Raw genomic sequence first — 18,763 nt, forward strand, 5'->3', positions numbered from 1 at the left:
ACACTTGGGGCCTGCCGACTCCAAGACGAAAGCCCGATGCGCATCCTGCTGGCCGAAGACGATACCTCCCTGGGTGAAACCATCCAGGCCTGGCTGCGCCTGGACCAGCATGCGGTGGACTGGGTGCGCCGCGGCGACTCCGCCCAGACGGCGCTCGCTACCCACCACTACGACTGCGTGCTGCTCGACCGGGGCCTGCCGGGCATGTCGGGCGACGCGCTGCTGTCAAACCTGCGCGCCAGGGGCGACATGGTCCCAGTCATCCTGATCACCGCCTTCAATGCGCTGGCCGACCGGGTCGAAGGCCTGGACCTGGGAGCCGACGACTACTTGGTCAAGCCCTTCGAGCTGGAGGAGATGTCGGCCCGCATCCGGGCCGCCGTGCGGCGCGGCGCCAGCCAGGCGAGCAATGTGCTGGGCCACGCCGGCATCGCGCTCGACCTCGAGACCCGCCAGGCCAGCCTGCACGGCCAGCCTGTCGCGCTGACGGCGCGCGAGTACCACGTGCTGCTCGCCCTCCTGCAGCGCAAGAATGCCATCGTCACCCGCGCCCAGATCGAGGAAAGCCTGTACGGCTGGGGCGAGGAGGTCGAGAGCAATGCCATCGAGGTCTACATCCACAACCTGCGCAAGAAGTTCGGCAGCGACAGCATCGTGACGGTGCGCGGACTCGGCTACCGGCTGAAAGACGATGAGCATTGACGCGCGCACGCCCTGGTCGCTGCGGCGGCGCCTGCTGGGGGCCATCCTGGCCGCCAGCGCCGTGCTGTGGCTGGCCAGCCTCGGCACGCTGACGGCCATCGCCTGGCAGGAAACGGGCGAAGTCTTCGACGATGCGCTCGAAGAGTCGGCTTATATGTTGATGGCGGCAACTACCGATTTGGAGGCGCGCGGCCTGCTGGCGCGCCAGAACCCGCTCGAGGGTGACGAGGTGCGCCGGGTCGACATGCAGTACCAGATCGTGGTCGGCAACCAGGTGGTCCAGCGCACGGCGGGTGCGCCCGGCCGTCCTTTCGTCGGCGCCTTCGACGACGACCACGGTTTCGTCGACCTGCTCGTCGATGACGATCGCTGGCGCGTCTTCGTCGTGCGCGACGAGGCGCGCCGCTTCGAGGTGCAGGTCGGCCAGCGCGCGGAAAAACGCTTCGACATCCTGGAAGAACTGGCGGACGCATTGTGGCTGCCGGTGCTGGGCTTTTTCCTGCTGCTGGCTTTCGTCGTCTGGTGGCTGACGGGCAGGGTGCTGGCGCCACTGCACCGCACCGCCCAAGCCATCGCCGCCAAGACCCCCGAGGACCTGGCCCGGGTCGACGCGCAGGGGCAGCCGCGCGAGCTGCTGCCGATCATCACGGCGCTGAACGGGGTGCTGGGGCGCCTGGATGCCGCGCTGCAGGCCGAGCGCCGCTTCACGGCCGACGCCGCGCACGAATTACGCACGCCGCTGGCGGGCCTGCACATGCACGTGCAGCTGCTGCAGCGCCAGCATCCGGACCTGAGCGCGCCCTTCCGGAAGCTCCGCACCGATATCGGGCGCCTGACGGCGCTGGTCGACAGCCTGCTCACCCTGGCACGCCTCGATCCGCTGGCGCGTGCGCAGCTGGCCGGGCAGGAGGTGGCGCTGCGGCCGCTGTTCGAGACCCTGCAGGCGGAATACGCAGACGAAGCGGCGCGGCGCGGCATCACGCTGGCCCTGCGCTGCGAGATCGGGACGCTGCAGGCCGATCCGCAGATGCTGGGCATCGTGTTGCGCAACCTGGTCGGTAATGCCTTGCGCTACTGTCCTGCGGGCAGCCGGGTGGAGGTCGAGGCCGTCCACCACGGTGGGCGCGACCGGATCGCCGTGAGGGACGATGGTCCGGGCGTCGACGAGGCCAGCCGCCGGCGCCTGACGGAACGATTTTTCCGGGTGCTAGGGACGGAGGAGGGAGGCAGCGGGCTCGGCCTGTCGATCGTGAAGCGCATCGCCGAGCTGCATGGCGCGAAACTCGCCTTCGGCCCGGGCCTGGATGGACGTGGGCTGGGCGTGACGCTCGACTGGCCGCCTTCGCACGGAACCGTACTAACAGCTCGCCGTCGGCCAGAGGCGAATCAATAGAGAACCGAAACTTACGATATGGAAAACACGAAGTCGCCCAAGCTGTCGATCAATGGCGAAACGTTCAGCGATGTACTTGGAGTGCAAATTGATGCCGGCACGACCAACATCCAGTTGAGCGAGACCGCATACATTGATTTATACCCCTTCAACGCACGCATGTTCGCTAAAGCGTCGCAACGCCTGAATCCAGAGAGATACGTTTTCGAGGGACCAAATCTAGGCATTTATTGCGATACGGCAGACCCGCGCGAAGGACCTTACGTCAATCACTTCATAAACCGTCTAGAAATCCATCTTCAATATCTCTCTCCCCTAACGGTGCTACTGGAAATCGCGGGCAGCGCAGATCTTGCCCGGTCAACTATCGACCCATATTGGTATAGAGGCGCTTCGACTGGAATCTGGGAATTCGAGGCATCGTTCATCCATGAGTTCCCGCCAATAGTTCGTTGGCCTTAAGCAAATAAGGATCAAGCGTCGAGCGGGGATCTAGCATTTATGACAGCCTACAATTTTCAGCAATTGTGAACCGGGCACCCGATACGAACGACGGGCAGACATACATCAGCTTACCTTTCGCTTGCCTGCTCCCTCACTTGTTGGCGGTATGTCGAACGGTTTTGTCAGCTGCTCTTAAGATCGGATTAATGTCGGCCCGGTGTAATGCTCCTGTTACCTCATCACACCCAGGAGCGAAACCATGAAACGCATTCTCCAGATTTCCTGCATCACCACCCTGCTGGCAGCTTCGGCCTTCGCCGTCGGCCAGACCACCGGCTACACGGGCCCTTCGGCCAAAGCTGCTCCTGCGGGTTATACCGGCCCGTCGAGCGTGCCGCTGATGAAGGCGAAGGATCTGCTGGACAAGGGCAAGGACGACCAGTTTGCCCGCCTGCAGGGCAAGATCGTCAGCCACAAGGGCGGCGAGGACTACGAATTTGCCGACGCGAGCGGCAAGATCACTGTCGAAATCGACGTCGAACACTTCCCGGCGGGTGTCACCGTCGACCAGAATACCGTGGTCGAGCTGACCGGTGAATTCGACAAGGAGACCTTTGGCGAGTCGACCTTCGAGGTCAAGCAGCTGAAAGTCGTCAGTAAGTAAGAGCAGCCGCGACAAGTAGGGGTGCACCGGTCCAGTGGACCGGTGCACGGCTCTGCCGTGCGCGCGTTCAAACCGTGCGTGAGCAGCATGCGCCGCATCTGTTCGTCAGGAAGCTGAACGCGCGGTCGGCGGAGCCGACCACCCTACGTAACCCTACGAGCGGCGGGCGCGCCAACCGAGGCCGAGCAGCCCCGCCGCCAGCATCAGCCAGGTGTGCGGCTCCGGCGCCTGCGACATCATGGTCAGGGTCGTGTCGCTGGTCCAGTACAGGTGCCGCTCGGTCGTCATGGACGGATTGAACTCATAGGCGTAATGCTGGTCGCCGGTCGTGATCAGGCGGCCGCCACCGACCCAGCCTTCCGGGTCGCTGCCATAGCTCCCGACGCTGAAGTGCAGGCCGCTGTCGGGCGAAAAGGAAAAGCCGGTCGCGCCGCAGAAATAATAGGCGTTGCTGGTCGGCGCGCAGGCAATGTAGTCGAGCTCGCCGACAACGAGGGACAGCAGTTCATCCTTTTCCAGCAGGCCGTCGCCGTCCAGATCATTTCCCTTGAAGGAGCCCGCGATGACCTCATCGGGCAGGAAGCTGTTCGATACGCTGTCGTAGAAGCCGTTGAAGGAAAATCCCCAGGAGATGGGGTCTGCATGGGCAGCGGTGCAGCAGAGCAGCAGGGCGCCGGTGGAAAGAAACTTTTTCATGTGCTTACCTCGAGCAAAGACAGGGCGCCGATCAATGTGTTACATGAGCAGCGTACTCCTGTGCCTGCAGACTTGCGTGTGCCCCAGCGCACATTTCTTCATTGTGTCTTCGGCGCGCAACACAATGTCACATTGCCGTTTGGAAAGGCAGGGCGATTGACAAAGCACATGGTCTTGGGAAGAATCGCCCGACCCGAAAGCGTCCTGGCCCCGCCTGCGCTTGCAACCCAAGGACGATGTTCATGCCCATGTTCTCTGTTTCACCCATCCCGCCGGACCTGATCCACGGCGCCGTCGAGATCGAGCAGCGCGAGGAAGGCATCCTGCCGCACCGCCTGCCTGCCTGGGCGCGCGCGCAGTGCCGGGACGCGCAGCTGGCGATGGTGCAATCGCAGCCTTCCGGCGTACGCCTGGCCTTCCAGACCACGGCGCGTAGCGTCGAGCTGGTGACCTTGCCGACCAAGCGCAACTACCGCGACATGCCGCCGCGTCCGGACGGGGTGTATGACCTGCTGGTCGACGGCCGCCTGGTGCAGCAGGCCAGCGCGCCGGGCGGCAAGGTGCTGAACATCGACATGGTGAGCGGCGCCAGCACCCTGGCGGCCGGCGCGCCGCACACCCTCCGTTTCGCCGACCTGCCTCCGGGAGAAAAGACAGTCGAGATCTGGCTGCCGCACGACGAGACCACCGAATTGGTGGCGCTGCATGCGGATGCGCCCCTCCTGCCCCTGGCGCGGGCGGGCAGGCGCCGCTGGCTGCACCACGGCAGTTCGATCAGCCAGGGCTCGAACGCCATCCACCCCACCGGGATCTGGCCGGCGGTGGCGGCCGGCCAGGCCGGGGTCGACCTGCTCAACCTCGGTTTCGGTGGCAGCGCCCTGTTGGATCCGTTCACGGCGCGCACGATCCGCGACCTGGAGGCCGACCTGATCAGCGTCAAGATCGGCATCAACCTGGTCAACCTGGACCTGATGCGCCTGCGCGCCTTCGGGCCGGCCATGCACGGCTTCCTCGATACGATCCGGGAAGGCCATCCGGACACGCCCCTGCTCGTGATGTCGCCGATCTTCTGTCCCATCCATGAAACCACGCCGGGGCCGACGATGGTCGATGGCAAGGCATTGAGCCGCGGGCAGCTGCGCTTCCGCACGACGGCCAGCGATGCCGAAGTCCGGCAGGGCAAGCTGACCTTGGCCGTCATTCGCGAGCAATTGAAGGAGATCGTGGGGGAACGGGCGCAGCTTGACGCCGCCATTCATTATTTGGACGGCAGGGAACTGTATGGTCCCGAGGATAACGCGCGCCTGCCCTTGCCCGACGAATTGCATCCGGACGCGCAGGCGCACCGCCTGATCGGCGAACGCTTTTACGACAAGGTCTTCGCCGCCGGCGTGTTCAAGGCGGCGGATTAGAGCCCGCCGGCGTAGCCGTTCTGGCGCCAGGCTTCGTAGACGACCACGGCGACGGTGTTGGAGAGATTGAGGCTGCGGTTGTCCGGCCGCATCGGCAGGCGGATGCGCTGGCTCGGCGGGAAGGTTTCGCGCAGGGCCGGGTCGAGGCCGCGCGATTCGGCGCCGAACACGAACACGTCGCCCGGCTGGAATGCCGCGTTCGCAAACGGCGCGGAGCCGTGCGTGGTCAGGGCGAACATGCGCGCCGGATCCGGTTTTGCATCCTGCAAAAATGCTTCCCAGTTCTTGTGCACCTTCATGGTCGCATAGTCGTGGTAATCCAGGCCGGCGCGGCGCATCTTGGCGTCGTCGAGCGGAAAGCCGAGCGGCTCGATCAGGTGCAGTTGCACTCCGGTGTTGGCGCACAGGCGGATGACGTTGCCGGTATTCGGCGGGATTTCCGGTTCGACCAGGACGACGTGAAACAAAGCTTTCTCCTATCAGCTATCAGTGGGGCGGGGTGCGGGCAAACACGAAGTTCGTCACACGCGCCGCGCCGGCGCGTTTGAGCACGCCGGCCAGTTCATCGAGGGTGTGGCCGCTGGTCATGACGTCGTCGACCACGCCGACGTGCCGTCCCGCCAGCTGGGCCTGCCCGTCCGCGAGGGCAAAGGCGCCGCGCACGTTGCGGCGCCGTTCGCCCGGCGCCACGCCGGACTGGGCCGCCGTCTCGAGCACGCGCTCGAGCAGGCGCGGCGCCAGCGGGATGCCGAGCGCCTTCGCCAGGGGCCGGGCGACCTCGAGCGCCTGGTTGTAGCCGCGCTCGACCAGCCGGCGTGGCCCCAGCGGCACCGGGCACAGCAGGTCGGGCAGGGCAGCGCCGGTGTGCAAGGCCGCCTCGTTCAGCCGCGCCGCCATCCAGGGCGCCAGCGCCAGCCGGGCGCCGAATTTCAGCCCCAGCACCAGGCCGTCCAGCGGCGCCGCATAGTCGCAGGCCGCCACCGTGGCGTCGAAAGCCGGCGGATCGGCCAGGCAGGCGCCGCAGCGGCGCTTGGTGTCGATGGCGCCGACGGGATTGGCGCAGCAGGGACAGCGCGGGCGGTGGTTCGCGGCATAGGCCAGCGAGCAGGCGCCGCACACCGCCCCGTCCTGCACGGCGCCGCACAGCGCGCAGCTGGACGGCAGCAGTGCCTGCAACAGCATCCGGGGCAGGGCGGCCAGGCGGGACGAAGGGGAAACCACGGGCATCGGCTCAATCCAGCGCAACCATGTACACTCCCGGCATTATCTCATTTGTCCGCTTCACCACCATGGCTTCACCGCAACCCCCATCCAAGATGAGCGCGCCGATCGACCTCGATCGCGTGCGCACCCTGTTCGCCCAGCCCGGCCGCATCGCGCCGTCCGACTTCCTGCGCCGCGAGATCGCGGGCCGCATGCACGAGCGCCTGCAGCTGGTGAAAATCGCACCGAAGCAGGTGCTCGACGCCGGCTGCGGCACGGGCGCCGACCTGGCCCTGCTGCAGAAGACCTATCCGGCCGCCCAGATCCTGGGCATCGACGCGGCGCCCGCGATGGCGGCCGCGGCGAAGGCGCCGGCCCCGAGCACCCGTTCGCTGAACCAGATGCTCAGCCGTTTGCTGCCGGCCAAGGCCGGGGTCGACATCCTGTGCGGAGACTTCGGCCAGCTGCCCTTCGGGGCGAACTCGCTCGACCTGCTGTGGTCGAACCTCGCGCTGCACTGGCATCCCCAGCCCGACCGCGTGTTCGCCGAGTGGCGCCGCGTGCTGCGCGTGGATGGCCTCCTGATGTTCTCGAACTTCGGCCCGGACACCTTCATCGAGCTGCGCACCGCCTTTGCCGCCATGGACGAGACCCCGCATACACTGCCTTTCGTCGACATGCACGACTTCGGCGACCAGCTGGTGGAAGCGGGCTTCTCCACGCCGGTGATGGACATGGAGCGCATCACGGTCACCTACGATACGGCGGAAAGCCTGCTGGCGGACGTGCGCGCGATCGGCGGCAATCCCCTGGCCACGCGCCGCCGCGGCCTGATCGGGCGTGCGGCTTGGCAGCGCATGCTCGATGCGCTGGAAGGGGGGCGCCGTCCGGACGGCAAGCTCGGCTTGAGCTTCGAGGTCATCTACGGACACGCCTTCCGCCCGGCGCCGCGCGTCACGGCGGCCGGCGAGGCCATCGTGCGTTTCCAGCCGCGCAAGCCTGGCTGAACTATTTATATTGCGCTGCACCCACGGCACCGCTGTAGGTCAAGCGTCCTGTTGCCCCTCGGTGGACGGATTTTCCTTGAATAAAAATTACTGATTTGGATATAATCAATCGCTATTTTTGTCGCCAAGTAAGAAAAATCGCTGAAAAAGCGAGCACTTCCTGGCAAAAAATAGAATTGAATTGCAGCATTAGCAGAGCCGCCGGTGACGGGTAGCAGACGTTAGCAGCCACCGGCGTGGAGGTAGACCCACCGTTCCGCAGCGCAATTTCGCGGTATTGGTACGTGCCTTTCTGCGAAATACGTTTCGGAGCGGCGGCAGTTCGTTCATGGAGCTGCCGACCGTTAAAAATATTTTTATTTTGGGTGGTTGGGGACAACATGACATACGCATCGCGACTTGGGGCCTGGTTGTTTGGCCTCGCAGCAACGGCCGGCATCCCAGCATGGGCTGCCGATCCGCAAATCACGGGCCGGCCGCAGGAACACCAGCTGAACATGCAGACCCCCGTGAGCGCCGTCGGCCACGATATCTACGACCTGCACAACTGGATGATGATCGTCTGCCTGGTCATCTTCGTCGGCGTGTTCGGTGTCATGTTCTACTCGGTGTTCAAGCACCGCAAGTCGCTCGGCCACAAGCCCGCCACCTTCCACGAATCGACCGCCGTCGAAATCGCCTGGACCATCGTTCCCTTCCTGATCGTCATCGGCATGGCCCTGCCTGCCACCAAGACCGTCGTCGCGCTGAAGGACACCTCGAACGCCGACATCACCATCAAGGCCACCGGCATGCAGTGGAAATGGGGCTATGACTACCTGAACGGCGAAGGCGAGGGCATTTCCTTCCTGTCGAACCTGTCGACCCCGCGCAGCCAGATCGGCCTGCCGGGCGAAGCCGCCACCGAGAAGAAGGGTGAAAACTACCTGCTGGAAGTGGACAACGAGATGGTCGTCCCGGTCGGCAAGAAGATCCGCATGGTCTTCACCGCCAACGACGTGATCCACGCCTGGACGATCCCGGCCTTCGCCATCAAGCAGGACGCCATCCCGGGCTTCGTACGCGACGGCTGGTTCAAGGCCGACAAGATCGGCGTCTATCGCGGCAACTGCGTCGAACTGTGCGGCAAGGACCACGCCTTCATGCCGATCGTCGTGCGCGTCGTCTCGGCCGAGGACTACACTGCCTGGGTGGCCGGCGAGAAGAAGAAAATGGCGGCCCTGGCCGACGATCCGAACAAGGTCTGGACCATCGATGAACTGAAGACCCGCGGCGAGCAGGTCTACAACGCCAACTGCGTGGCCTGCCACCAGGCCAACGGCAAGGGCGTGCCGAACGCCTTCGCGCCGCTGGACGGCTCGCCGAACGTGCTGGGCGCCAAGGCGCACCAGGTCGACATCCTGCTCAACGGCCAGGACACTCCGGCCTACCCGTCGGCGATGCCGGCCTGGAAGCAGCTCTCGGACACCGAGATCGCCGCGGTGATCACCTATACCCGCAACTCCTGGTCGAACAAGGCCGCGGAAAACATCGTGCAACCGGCCGAAGTGCTGGCCGCACGCAGCAAGTGATTAGCTATTTAGCTTCAGGGAAATCGACATGACTACCAGCACCATCGATCACGATCACGCGCACGGCCACGACCATGACCACGCGCACGACCATCCGCACGGCTACCGCCGCTGGCTGTTCGCCACCAACCACAAGGACATCGGCACCCTGTACCTGTGGTTCTCCTTCATCATGCTGCTCTCGGGCGGCGTGCTGGCGCTGATGATCCGCACCGAGCTGTTCGAGCCGGGCCTGCAGTTCTTCCGCCCCGAATTCTTCAACCAGCTGACCACCATGCACGGCCTGGTGATGGTGTTCGGCGCGATCATGCCGGCCTTCGTGGGCTTCGCCAACTGGATGCTGCCGCTGCAGGTGGGCGCCTCGGACATGGCCTTCGCCCGCATGAACAACTTCTCGTTCTGGCTGCTGCCGCCGGCGGCGATCCTGCTGGCCGCTTCCTTCTTCTCGCCGGGCGGCGCCACCGCCGCCGGCTGGACGCTGTATGCGCCGCTGTCGACCCAGATGGGCCCGGGCATGGACATGGCGATCTTCGCCATGCACATCATGGGCGCCTCGTCGATCATGGGTTCCATTAACATCATCGTCACCATCCTGAACATGCGCGCGCCGGGCATGACCCTGATGAAGATGCCGATGTTCTGCTGGACCTGGCTGATCACCGCCTTCCTGCTGATCGCCGTGATGCCGGTGCTGGCGGGCGCGATCACCATGACCCTGACCGACCGCCACTTCGGCACCTCCTTCTTCAACGCGGCAGGCGGCGGCGACCCGGTGATGTACCAGCACATCTTCTGGTTCTTCGGCCACCCCGAGGTCTACATCATGATCCTGCCGGCCTTCGGCATCGTCTCGCAGATCATCCCGGCCTTCGCACGTAAACCCTTGTTCGGCTACGCCTCGATGGTCTACGCGACCGCCTCGATCGCGATCCTGTCCTTCATCGTCTGGGCCCACCACATGTTCACGACCGGCATGCCGGTGACCTCGCAGCTCTTCTTCATGTACGCCACCATGCTCATCTCCGTGCCGACCGGCGTGAAGGTGTTCAACTGGGTCGCCACCATGTGGAAGGGCTCGATGACGTTCGAGACCCCGATGCTGTTCGCGGTCGGCTTCATCTTCGTGTTCACGATGGGCGGCTTCACCGGCCTGATCCTGGCCGTGACCCCGATCGACATCCAGGTGCACGACACCTATTACGTGGTGGCGCACTTCCACTACGTGCTGGTGGCGGGCTCGCTGTTCGCGCTGTTCGCGGGCTACTACTACTGGGCGCCGAAATGGACCGGCTACATGTACAACGAGACCCGCGGCAAGATCCACTTCTGGCTCTCGCTGATCACGTTCAACATCACCTTCTTCCCGATGCACTTCCTGGGCCTGGCCGGCATGCCGCGCCGCTACGCGGACTACGCGACCCAGTTCACCGACTTCAATATGATCGTCTCGGTCGGCGCCTTCGGCTTCGGCCTGTCGCAGGCCTACTTCCTGTTCGCGGTGGTGCTGCCTAATATCCGCGGCGGCAAGAAAGCGGAAGCCAAGCCATGGGAAGGCGCGGAAGGCCTCGAGTGGACCGTGCCGAGCCCGGCGCCCTTCCACACCTTCGAAACCCCGCCGCTGGTGAAATGATCATGAGCCAGGACCTGCGTAAAAAGAGCAACCTGAAGACCGCCCTGGTGCTGGGCGGGATCGCGCTGTTCTTCTTCGCCAGCGTGTTCGTCAAGTTCACCCTGCTGAGCTGACATGACGACGCCGAACAGCCCGGTCAGCAGCCGGGTTAACAGCCGAATTCGGCGTCTGAACCGCTCCACCCTTGGCAAGCTGGTGGTGGTGGCGGTGATGATGTTCGGCTTCGGCTACGCACTGGTGCCGATGTACCGCCAGATCTGCGAGGTGCTCGGCATCAACGTGCTGACCCAGCAGGACGAGTTCGTCGAAGCGCCGGTGAACACCCAGGTCGACAAGAGCCGCAAGATCGTCGTCGAGCTCGATGGCAATTCGCAGGGGCCGTGGCGTTTCCGCCCGGTCCAGCGCAGCATCGAGGTGCATCCGGGCGAGCTGGCCACCGTCACCTACGAGGTGGTCAACACGCAAGGGAGGGCGGTCAAGGCGCAGGCGATTCCGAGCTACGCGCCGCAGGTCGTCACGCCGCACTTCAAGAAGGTCGAATGCTTCTGCTTCCGCGAGCAGACCCTGCAGGCCAACGAAGCGCGCCAGATGCCGGTGGTCTTCTTCATCGACCCCAAGCTGCCGCGCGAAGTGAAGAACATCACGCTGTCGTACACCTTCTTCGAGATCGGCGGCGCGGTGCAGACCGCCTCGAGCGGTTCAGGCAAGGTGAAGTAATTGGAGGACAAGCCACACCACCGCAAGGGCAGCTTCCTGGCATCGATGAAGGCGGTGTTCTGGTCCTTCTTCGGTGTGCGCAAGCGCAGCGACTACGAGAAGGACGCCGCCAACTTGAATCCGGTGCATGTGATCATCGCCGGCCTGATCGGAGTGGCGATCTTCATCGGCCTGATCATGCTGGCGGTCAGGTTCGCGGTGTCGCAGTAAAACAGTTTCAGGGAACGTCACAGGACGTGACCGCAGAATAAAAACGACATCCCCGGCAAGGCCGGGGAAGCAGGTTTCGCGATTCAGAGTGCTAGACAATTCAGAAGAGTTGAGGAGATGAAGATGAGTTCGCCACACACCGTGCCCCATTATTTCGTGCCAGGCCCCTCGCGCTGGCCGATGTCCGCCGGCATTTCGATGCTGGTCACCATGATCGGCGCGTCCGCATGGGTCAACAGCGTGTCCTGGGGCCCTGCCGTGTGCCTGGTCGGCATCGTCGCGATGCTGGTCGTGCTCTATTTCTGGTTCGGCGACGCCATCGGCGAATCGGAATCGGGCATGTACGGCCGCAACATCGACCTGTCCTACCGCTGGTCCATGAGCTGGTTCATTTTCTCGGAGGTGATGTTCTTCGGCGCCTTCTTTGGCGCCCTGTTCTACGCCCGCGCCGTGACCATGCCCTGGCTGTCGGACCTCGACCACAAGATCCTGTGGCCGGACTTCGCGCCGACCTGGGGCAATACCGGCCCGGCCGGCGTGGTCGACCAGTTCCAGACCATGGGGCCCTTCCCGATCCCGACCATCAACACCGCGCTGCTGCTGCTGTCGGGCGTGACCCTGACCATCTCGCACCACGCGCTGCGCGCCGGCCACCGCTCGAAGACCGCTTTCTGGCTGTTCGCCACCATCCTGCTGGGCGCGATCTTCATGGGCTTCCAGGTCTATGAATACATGCACGCTTACCAGGACCTGAACCTGAAGCTGACCTCGGGCATCTACGGCTCAACCTTCTTCATGCTGACCGGCTTCCACGGCTTCCATGTGACCATGGGCGCGATCATGCTGGCGGTGATCCTGTACCGTGTGATGAAGGGCCATTTCACGGCGGAGAACCATTTCGGCTTCGAAGGCGCCGCCTGGTACTGGCACTTCGTCGACGTGGTGTGGCTGGGCCTGTACGTTGTCGTGTACTGGCTGTAAGTAATATTGAGGTAGCTCGTAGGGTGGACCGGGCCACGAAAGGCGGCTTCGCCGTCCGCGCGTTCAACCGGCGGGTATGCTGATGTGAAGTGGCGCTCGGACGTACGTTGAACGCGTGGGCGGGGGACCGCCCACCCTACTACGTTAACAGGTGCTGCAATGTCAGCGAATCCCGGTCGGCGCAATCCACCCCATCTTGTAGGCGCCCAGCAGGCAAAGGAAGAGGGTGATCGACAGCCCCACCCGCATCGCCAGCGCATGCACGGTGCGGTTGCTCTGCCCCTTGTCGCGCATCAGGAAGAACAGGGCCGAGCCGAGGCTGGCGAGAATCAGGATGAAGGCAATGGCAACAAGCAGTTTCATGGTTGGCCCGGGAAAGGTTGAGGCTTCATTGTAATGCGCTTCCGTTTCCAATTTCGTCTTATTCCCTTCATTGCCGCACTGCTCCTTGCCCTGCTGGGTATTGCGCTAGGTAACTGGCAACAGGGCAGGGCAGCCCAGAAACTGGCGGTGCAGGACAAGCTCACCGCCTTCGCTCTCGCGCCGCCCGTCGCGCTCGGTCCCACCATCACCCCCTCAGCCAAGCTCGAGTACCGCCGCGTCACCGTGACCGGCGAGTTCATCGAAGGCTGGCCGCTTTTCCTCGCCAACCGGCCGATGGCGGGCCGCTCCGGCTACTACCTCGTGATGCCGTTTAAAATAGCGGGCTCGGACACACATGTGCTGGTGATGCGCGGCTGGCTGCCGCGCGAGGCGGAATACGGGAAACTGCCGGCGTTCACGACCCCATCGGGCACGGTCAGGATCGAGGGCATCGTGTCCGGCACGGCAGGTCACGTGATGGAAATGGGCAAAGCGGCGGCGCTGGCGCCGCGCGCCATCGTCCAGAACATCGATCCACAGGCGGCGGCCAGAGCCACCGGCCTGAAGCTGCAGCCCTTTTTCGTGCAGCAGACCGGCTTGGCGCAGGCGGGCGACACCCTGTTGCGCGCCTGGCCGGCGCCGTCGAGCGGCATCGACAAGCACCGCGGCTACGCTTTCCAGTGGTATGCGCTGGCGGCGATGGCTGTCCTCTTTTTTGTGGTAACCGGATTCCGTAGTGGAGCAAAACAAGGTGATGCGAGAAAACACGATGCAGGACGCAGCGAAGCCGGCAGCCGCTGACGCCAACCAGGCCCGCAAGCGCGGCCGCTGGAAGCTGTTCGCGGTGCTGCTGGTATGTGCGGCGCCGATGATCCTTTCCTACCTGACGTACTACGTCATCAAGCCTACCGGCCGCACCAACTACGGCACCCTGATCGACCCGCGCGAGCGCCCGATCCCGGCCATGGCCAGCACGACGCTCGACGGCCGTCCGGAAAAGCTGGAGCAGTATGCCGGCAAGTGGGTCATGCTGAAGGTCGGCGGCGGCGAGTGCCTGGAAGCCTGCCAGAAGCAGCTTTTCGCCATGCGCCAGTGGCGCCTGATGCAGGGCAAGAACATGGACCGGGTGGAGCGGGTCTGGCTCGTCACGGACGACAAGCCGCTCGATACCATGACGATCCGCCAGTACGACGGCATGCACATGCTGCGCGCCCCGCAGGACACCGTGACGAAGTGGCTGCCCGCGGAGCAGGGCAGCCAGCCGTCCGACCACATCTACCTGATCGACCCGCTGGGCAACCTGATGATGCGTTTCCCGGCCGACCCCGATCCGCGCAAGGTCTACAAGGACATCGCCAAGCTGCTCAAGGCCTCGGCGGTCGGCTGACCACAGGTCGCGGCACACTGCCTCATCGCTTCACCCCGGATAAACCATGCAAGCTTCCTCCCTGTTGCAACTGGCCCTGATGGGCATCCTTGTGGCCATCCTGCCGCTGTCCATGGTCTGGATGTCCGCGGATGTCAACAAATTCCGCAAGCTGGTCTGGGTCGCGGTCTTCCTGACCTTCGACCTGATCGTCTTCGGCGGCTTCACCCGCCTGACCGATTCCGGCCTGGGTTGCCCCGACTGGCCGGGCTGCTACGGCATGGCCAACCCCTTCCTGGCGCACGAGCAGATCGCGGCGGCCGAAGCGGCGATGCCGACCGGCCCGGTCACCGTGGTCAAGGCCTGGATCGAAATGATCCACCGCTACCTGGCCATGGGCATCGGCGTCATCATCATGGCGCTGCTGTTCACCTCCATCGTCCAGTGGCGCAAGACCAGGGTGCAGGCCTTCAAGCCGGGCATCCCGCTCGCGCTCTTCGTCTTCGTGTGCATCCAGGGCGCTTTCGGCGCCTGGACCGTGACCCTCAAGCTGCAGCCGGTGATCGTCACCATCCACCTGCTGCTGGGCATGGGCCTGCTGGCCCTGCTGACCTGGCTCGGCGGGCGCGAGGACTACCTGATGCAGCCGCCGGCGCCCGCGGGCGACAACGCAGCGCTGCGCCGCATCCGAGTGCTCGCCATCCTGGCCGCCGTGGTCATCACGGCCCAGATCGCGCTGGGCGGATGGGTGAGCACCAACTACGCCACCCTGGCCTGCGACGAGTTCCCCCTGTGCGACGGCCAGGTGGTGCCGCCGATGGACTTCGAGCACGGCTTCCATCTGTGGCGCGAGCTGGGCAAGACCGCGGCGGGCCACTACCTGCCGTTCTCGGCCCTGGTGGCCATCCACTGGGTGCACCGCAACTTCGCCATCGTCGTCGTCGCCGTGCTTGGCCTGCTGGTATGGCGCGCCTGGCGCCAGCCCTATCTGGCCAGGCATGCAAGATTGCTGGCGCTGGTCCTGTTCGTGCAATTGCTGACGGGCATTGCCACGGTCTATCTCGACTTCCCGTTAGCCATTGCCGTAATGCATAACGCAGGGGCGGCCCTGCTGGTCCTGCTGGCGACCATGTTAAACTACCGGGTGAAATACCAACTCGAGGTGAACCGCGCGAAGTCGGCCGCGGCGCCCGCAGCGTCCGCTGTACTATGAGGCGCGCGACGAGTTGGGCAACACAGAGCGCGGCGTCGCCGCGCTTCGAGCCAGCCAGCACCCCATCGATGACGACCCAGACTGCCCTCCACAAACCTCCGAGCCGCGTTGCCCAGTACTGGGCCCTGACCAAACCGCGGGTCACGCAGCTGGCCGTGTTCTGCGCGGTCATCGGGATGTTCCTCGCTACCGACGGGTTCCCGGGTTGGCAGGTACTGGTGGCCGGCACGGCCGGCATCTGGCTGCTGGCGGCGGCCGCCTTTGCGGTGAACTGCCTGGTGGAAGCGGAGATCGACGCGCGCATGGCGCGCACCGCCCGCCGCGCCACCGCGATGGGCGAGCTCACCCCGGCCCAGACGATCACCTTTTCGGCGATCATCGGCGGCCTGGGCATGTACATCCTGTACGCCTTCGTCAATCCGCTCACCATGTGGCTGACCTTCGTCACCTTCGTCGGATACGCCTTCATCTACACCATGCTGCTCAAGCCGGCCACGCCGCAGAACATCGTCATCGGCGGCCTCTCGGGCGCCATGCCGCCGGCCCTGGGCTGGGCCGCCGTGGCCAACGAGGTGCCGATGGAAGCCTGGCTGCTGGTGCTCATCATCTTCGTGTGGACCCCGCCGCACTTCTGGGTGCTGGCCATGTACCGCCGCGAGGACTACGCCCGTTCCGGCCTGCCGATGCTGCCGATCACGCACGGCATGGAATACACCGGCCTGCAGGTCTGGCTCTACACCATCGCGCTGGCTGCGACGACCCTGCTGCCTTTCGCCACCGGGATGAGCGGCCTGATCTACCTGGCTGCCGCCGTGGCGCTGATCATTCCCTACCTGCGCCACTCATGGCGCGTGCACCGCCACTACAGCGACATGGCGGCGCGCAATGCCTTTACCTACTCGATCGTCTATCTGTCGCTGCTGTTCGCCGCTTTGTTGGTGGACCACTACTTCAAGTTCTGAGCCATGAAAAAACTTCTCACCGTGCTGGTGATGTCGCTGGCGGTGCTGGCCGCCGGCTGCGACAAGCTGGCGAACAAGCCGCTGGCCTTCAATAACACCGACGTGACCGGCCTGGACTACGCCAAGGGCTTCTCGCTGACGGACCACACGGGAAAGCCGCGCACCCTGCAGGACTTCAAGGGCAAGCTGGTGGTGCTGTTCTTCGGCTATACCCAATGCCCGGACGTGTGCCCGACCACGATGGCCGAAATGGCCGCCGTGATGAAGGACCTCGGCCCGGCCAGCAAGGACGTGCAGGTGCTGTTCGTCACGCTCGACCCGGAACGCGATACCCAGGAACTGCTCGCCGCCTACGTGCCGGCCTTCCACCCATCCTTCATCGGCCTGTACGGCGACAAGGAAGCCACCGCGCGCACCGCCAAGGAATTCAAGGTGTTCTACGCCAAGGTACCGTCCGGCGACGACCCGAAGAACTACACGGTGGACCACACCGCCGGCAGCTACGTCTTCGACCGCGAGGGCAAGCTGCGCCTGTTCGTCCGCCACGGCAATGGCCCGGGGCCGCTCGCGGCCGACCTGCGCCAGCTGCTGTAAGCCACCAGAAGGCGAGCTCGTCCTGAGCCTGCCTTCATAAGCTAGCGTTAATATCGCTCCTGTTATGATGGTGTAAACACCACTCGACAGGGAAGGCATGGAACAACGCCAAGGCAGGAACTACACCCGCATCGCCATTGTCGTCCTGCTGACACTGGGTTGCCTCTACGTCCTCAAGCCTTTCCTGGCCGCGATCCTGTTCGCGGCCTGCGTCGTGATCTCTTCCTGGCCGCTCTACCTGCGCTTGCAGGACGCCATGCGCGGCCACCGCACCCTGGCGGCGCTGACCATGACGCTGTCGCTCACCCTGCTCATCATCATTCCGCTGTCGATGGTCGCCTACAACCTGGTCGACGACGTCGCCCGCGGCTTCAGCGAGCTGCGCCAGGCCATCGAGCACCGCGAGCTGATGCCCCCAGCCTGGGTGCGCGAGATCCCGCTGATCGGCGAATCGATCGATACCTACCTGCGCGAACTGGTCGCGAGCCGCGAGCAGATGCTGGCCCTCGCCCAGCGCATGCTCGAGCCGGCGCGCCGCTACCTGGTCGCCGGTGGCCTGATGCTCGGCACCGGCGTGGTCCAGCTCAGCCTGGCCGCCTTCGTCAGTTTCTTCTTCTACCGCGACGGCAAGACCCTGCTGGATGTCGTCACGGTGACCATGCGCCGCGTGATGGGCGAGGGCGCCGAGTCCGTGTCGACCACCGTCAGCCAGACCGTGCGCGGCGTGATGTACGGCCTGCTCGGCACCGCGCTGGCGCAGGCCCTGGTGGCGGCGATCGGCTTCACCATCGCGGGCGTGCCGGCGGTACCGCTGTTGTCGGTGATGATCTTCATCTCGTCCCTGATCCCGGTCGGCCCGCCCATCATCTGGGGCGGCGCGGCCTTCTGGCTCTTCCTGCAGCACGAGACCGGCTGGGCGATCTTCATGGTGATCTGGGGCACGGTATTGATCAGCGGCGTCGACAACATCGTGCGCCCGATGCTGATCAGCCGCGGCAGCAGCCTGCCTTTCCTGCTCACTTTGCTTGGCGTGCTGGGCGGGGTGATCGCCTTCGGCTTCGTCGGCATGTTCATCGGGCCGACCCTGCTGGCGGTGGGGTATTCGCTGATGACGGAGTGGACCGGGACGCCGGACCGGGTGATCCGGCAGGACCAGAGCGCCCGGTAAGCCGCGGCGTTGCCGTATCAGGCGCTCATTGAGAGCTCTGGGGATCGGCCAGCGCCGCGATGATGCGGTCGGCGTACTCGCGCAGCTTCGCGCTGTCGGCCGGCTCCGCCGCATGCGGCCTGAGCGCCGCCGCCTGGTGCCGGGGAACGATATGGAAGTGCACGTGCGGCACGGTCTGGCCCGCCGCGGCGCCATTGAACTGCGCGACCATGACGCCGGGCGCGGCCATCGCCGTCTTGACCGCCGCCGCCACCTTCTTCGTGGTGCGGATGCAGGCGGCGGCGCCGTCGTCCGACAGCGTGAACAGCTCCACGGCCGGCTCTTTCGGCAGCACCAGCACATGGCCTTCGGCCTGCGGCATGATGTCCATGATCGCGAGCGTGTGTTCGTCCTCGTAGACCTTCACGCTGGGCAGTTCGCCGCGCAGGATGCGGGCGAAGGGGTTCCGGGAATCGTAGTCCATGGCT

At 64.8% G+C, this 18,763-nt stretch carries 23 protein-coding genes; 18 read left to right on the forward strand and 5 right to left on the reverse strand.

Annotated elements, in window-relative coordinates; translation table 11 throughout:
* Positions 1–36: 36 nt before the first annotated feature.
* The 4 genes from NX780_RS09675 (at position 37) to NX780_RS09690 (ending at position 3,203) form a co-directional block, all read left to right on the forward strand.
* On the forward strand, positions 37–702 hold the full coding sequence (locus tag NX780_RS09675) for a response regulator (protein WP_258827655.1): 666 nt from the start codon (positions 37–39) through the stop codon (positions 700–702).
* Positions 692–2,095, forward strand: coding sequence for an ATP-binding protein (locus NX780_RS09680; protein WP_258827656.1), 1,404 nt, complete (start codon positions 692–694; stop codon positions 2,093–2,095). The genes NX780_RS09675 and NX780_RS09680 overlap by 11 nt, the downstream gene beginning before the upstream one ends.
* Positions 2,096–2,113: 18 nt before the next feature.
* Positions 2,114–2,557, forward strand: a complete 444-nt coding sequence (locus NX780_RS09685; RefSeq protein ID WP_258827657.1) for a hypothetical protein — start codon at positions 2,114–2,116, stop codon at positions 2,555–2,557.
* Between the two features lie 241 nt (positions 2,558–2,798).
* Positions 2,799–3,203, forward strand: coding sequence for a YgiW/YdeI family stress tolerance OB fold protein (locus NX780_RS09690; RefSeq protein WP_258827658.1), 405 nt, complete (start codon positions 2,799–2,801; stop codon positions 3,201–3,203).
* A 153-nt stretch (positions 3,204–3,356) separates the two neighbouring features.
* Here NX780_RS09690 and NX780_RS09695 read toward each other — a convergent pair whose 3' ends face one another.
* Positions 3,357–3,899: a PEP-CTERM sorting domain-containing protein gene (locus NX780_RS09695; protein ID WP_258827659.1), complete on the reverse strand. Its 543-nt coding sequence runs from the start codon at positions 3,897–3,899 to the stop codon at positions 3,357–3,359.
* Between the two features lie 242 nt (positions 3,900–4,141).
* On the opposite strand from NX780_RS09695, the gene NX780_RS09700 reads away from it, so the two are divergent.
* Entirely contained in the window at positions 4,142–5,311 is a 1,170-nt protein-coding gene (locus NX780_RS09700) for an SGNH/GDSL hydrolase family protein (protein ID WP_258827660.1), read from the forward strand.
* On the opposite strand, the gene trmL is transcribed toward NX780_RS09700, so the two are convergent.
* Together trmL and NX780_RS09710 are read right to left on the reverse strand one after the other, a co-directional pair.
* Complete coding sequence (gene trmL / locus NX780_RS09705; protein ID WP_258827661.1) at positions 5,308–5,778, reverse strand: tRNA (uridine(34)/cytosine(34)/5-carboxymethylaminomethyluridine(34)-2'-O)-methyltransferase TrmL; 471 nt, start codon at positions 5,776–5,778, stop codon at positions 5,308–5,310. The two genes, NX780_RS09700 and trmL, sit on opposite strands and share 4 nt — an antisense overlap.
* Before the next feature lie 19 nt (positions 5,779–5,797).
* Entirely contained in the window at positions 5,798–6,538 is a 741-nt protein-coding gene (locus tag NX780_RS09710) for a ComF family protein (RefSeq protein ID WP_258827662.1), read from the reverse strand.
* Between the two features lie 89 nt (positions 6,539–6,627).
* Here NX780_RS09710 and NX780_RS09715 point away from each other — a divergent pair, with 89 nt between their 5' ends.
* The 7 genes from NX780_RS09715 (at position 6,628) to NX780_RS09745 (ending at position 12,630) form a co-directional block, all read left to right on the forward strand.
* A complete protein-coding gene (locus NX780_RS09715) occupies positions 6,628–7,521 on the forward strand; it encodes a methyltransferase domain-containing protein (RefSeq protein ID WP_258827663.1) in 894 nt (297 codons plus the stop codon).
* Positions 7,522–7,901: 380 nt separating this feature from the next.
* Positions 7,902–9,092 carry a cytochrome c oxidase subunit II gene (gene coxB / locus NX780_RS09720; RefSeq protein WP_258827664.1) on the forward strand — a complete coding sequence of 397 codons (1,191 nt, stop codon included), beginning with the start codon at positions 7,902–7,904 and terminating at the stop codon, positions 9,090–9,092.
* Between the two features lie 28 nt (positions 9,093–9,120).
* Positions 9,121–10,722: a cytochrome c oxidase subunit I gene (ctaD, locus tag NX780_RS09725; RefSeq protein WP_258827665.1), complete on the forward strand. Its 1,602-nt coding sequence runs from the start codon at positions 9,121–9,123 to the stop codon at positions 10,720–10,722.
* 2 nt (positions 10,723–10,724) lie between these two features.
* Complete coding sequence (locus NX780_RS09730) at positions 10,725–10,835, forward strand: cytochrome oxidase small assembly protein (protein WP_258827666.1); 111 nt, start codon at positions 10,725–10,727, stop codon at positions 10,833–10,835.
* 1 nt (position 10,836) lies between these two features.
* Complete coding sequence (locus NX780_RS09735; protein WP_258827667.1) at positions 10,837–11,439, forward strand: cytochrome c oxidase assembly protein; 603 nt, start codon at positions 10,837–10,839, stop codon at positions 11,437–11,439.
* A 45-nt stretch (positions 11,440–11,484) separates the two neighbouring features.
* Complete coding sequence (locus NX780_RS09740) at positions 11,485–11,649, forward strand: DUF2970 domain-containing protein (protein WP_258827775.1); 165 nt, start codon at positions 11,485–11,487, stop codon at positions 11,647–11,649.
* A 123-nt stretch (positions 11,650–11,772) separates the two neighbouring features.
* Positions 11,773–12,630: a cytochrome c oxidase subunit 3 gene (locus NX780_RS09745; RefSeq protein WP_258827668.1), complete on the forward strand. Its 858-nt coding sequence runs from the start codon at positions 11,773–11,775 to the stop codon at positions 12,628–12,630.
* A gap of 162 nt (positions 12,631–12,792) precedes the next feature.
* Here the strand turns inward: NX780_RS09745 and NX780_RS09750 are convergent, their stop codons facing one another.
* Complete coding sequence (locus NX780_RS09750) at positions 12,793–12,993, reverse strand: twin transmembrane helix small protein (protein WP_231059415.1); 201 nt, start codon at positions 12,991–12,993, stop codon at positions 12,793–12,795.
* A 33-nt stretch (positions 12,994–13,026) separates the two neighbouring features.
* On the opposite strand from NX780_RS09750, the gene NX780_RS09755 reads away from it, so the two are divergent.
* The 6 genes from NX780_RS09755 (at position 13,027) to NX780_RS09780 (ending at position 18,296) form a co-directional block, all read left to right on the forward strand.
* Positions 13,027–13,794, forward strand: coding sequence for an SURF1 family protein (locus NX780_RS09755; RefSeq protein ID WP_258827669.1), 768 nt, complete (start codon positions 13,027–13,029; stop codon positions 13,792–13,794).
* A complete protein-coding gene (locus tag NX780_RS09760; RefSeq protein ID WP_258827670.1) occupies positions 13,763–14,380 on the forward strand; it encodes an SCO family protein in 618 nt (205 codons plus the stop codon). Before NX780_RS09755 ends, NX780_RS09760 begins: the two co-directional genes overlap by 32 nt.
* 46 nt (positions 14,381–14,426) lie before the next feature.
* Positions 14,427–15,572 (forward strand): COX15/CtaA family protein, encoded by a 1,146-nt coding sequence (locus NX780_RS09765; RefSeq protein ID WP_258827671.1) that lies wholly within the window; start codon positions 14,427–14,429, stop codon positions 15,570–15,572.
* A gap of 68 nt (positions 15,573–15,640) precedes the next feature.
* On the forward strand, positions 15,641–16,534 hold the full coding sequence (gene cyoE, locus NX780_RS09770) for a heme o synthase (protein WP_258827672.1): 894 nt from the start codon (positions 15,641–15,643) through the stop codon (positions 16,532–16,534).
* A 3-nt stretch (positions 16,535–16,537) separates the two neighbouring features.
* Positions 16,538–17,128, forward strand: a complete 591-nt coding sequence (locus NX780_RS09775) for an SCO family protein (protein ID WP_258827673.1) — start codon at positions 16,538–16,540, stop codon at positions 17,126–17,128.
* 97 nt (positions 17,129–17,225) lie between these two features.
* Entirely contained in the window at positions 17,226–18,296 is a 1,071-nt protein-coding gene (locus tag NX780_RS09780) for an AI-2E family transporter (protein ID WP_258827674.1), read from the forward strand.
* 25 nt (positions 18,297–18,321) lie between these two features.
* Here the strand turns inward: NX780_RS09780 and NX780_RS09785 are convergent, their stop codons facing one another.
* Positions 18,322–18,759 (reverse strand): HIT family protein, encoded by a 438-nt coding sequence (locus NX780_RS09785; protein ID WP_258827675.1) that lies wholly within the window; start codon positions 18,757–18,759, stop codon positions 18,322–18,324.
* Positions 18,760–18,763 lie beyond the last annotated feature (4 nt).

It is taken from the genome of Massilia agri (genome assembly GCF_024753255.1).
GTDB lineage: Bacteria > Pseudomonadota > Gammaproteobacteria > Burkholderiales > Burkholderiaceae_D > Telluria > Telluria agri.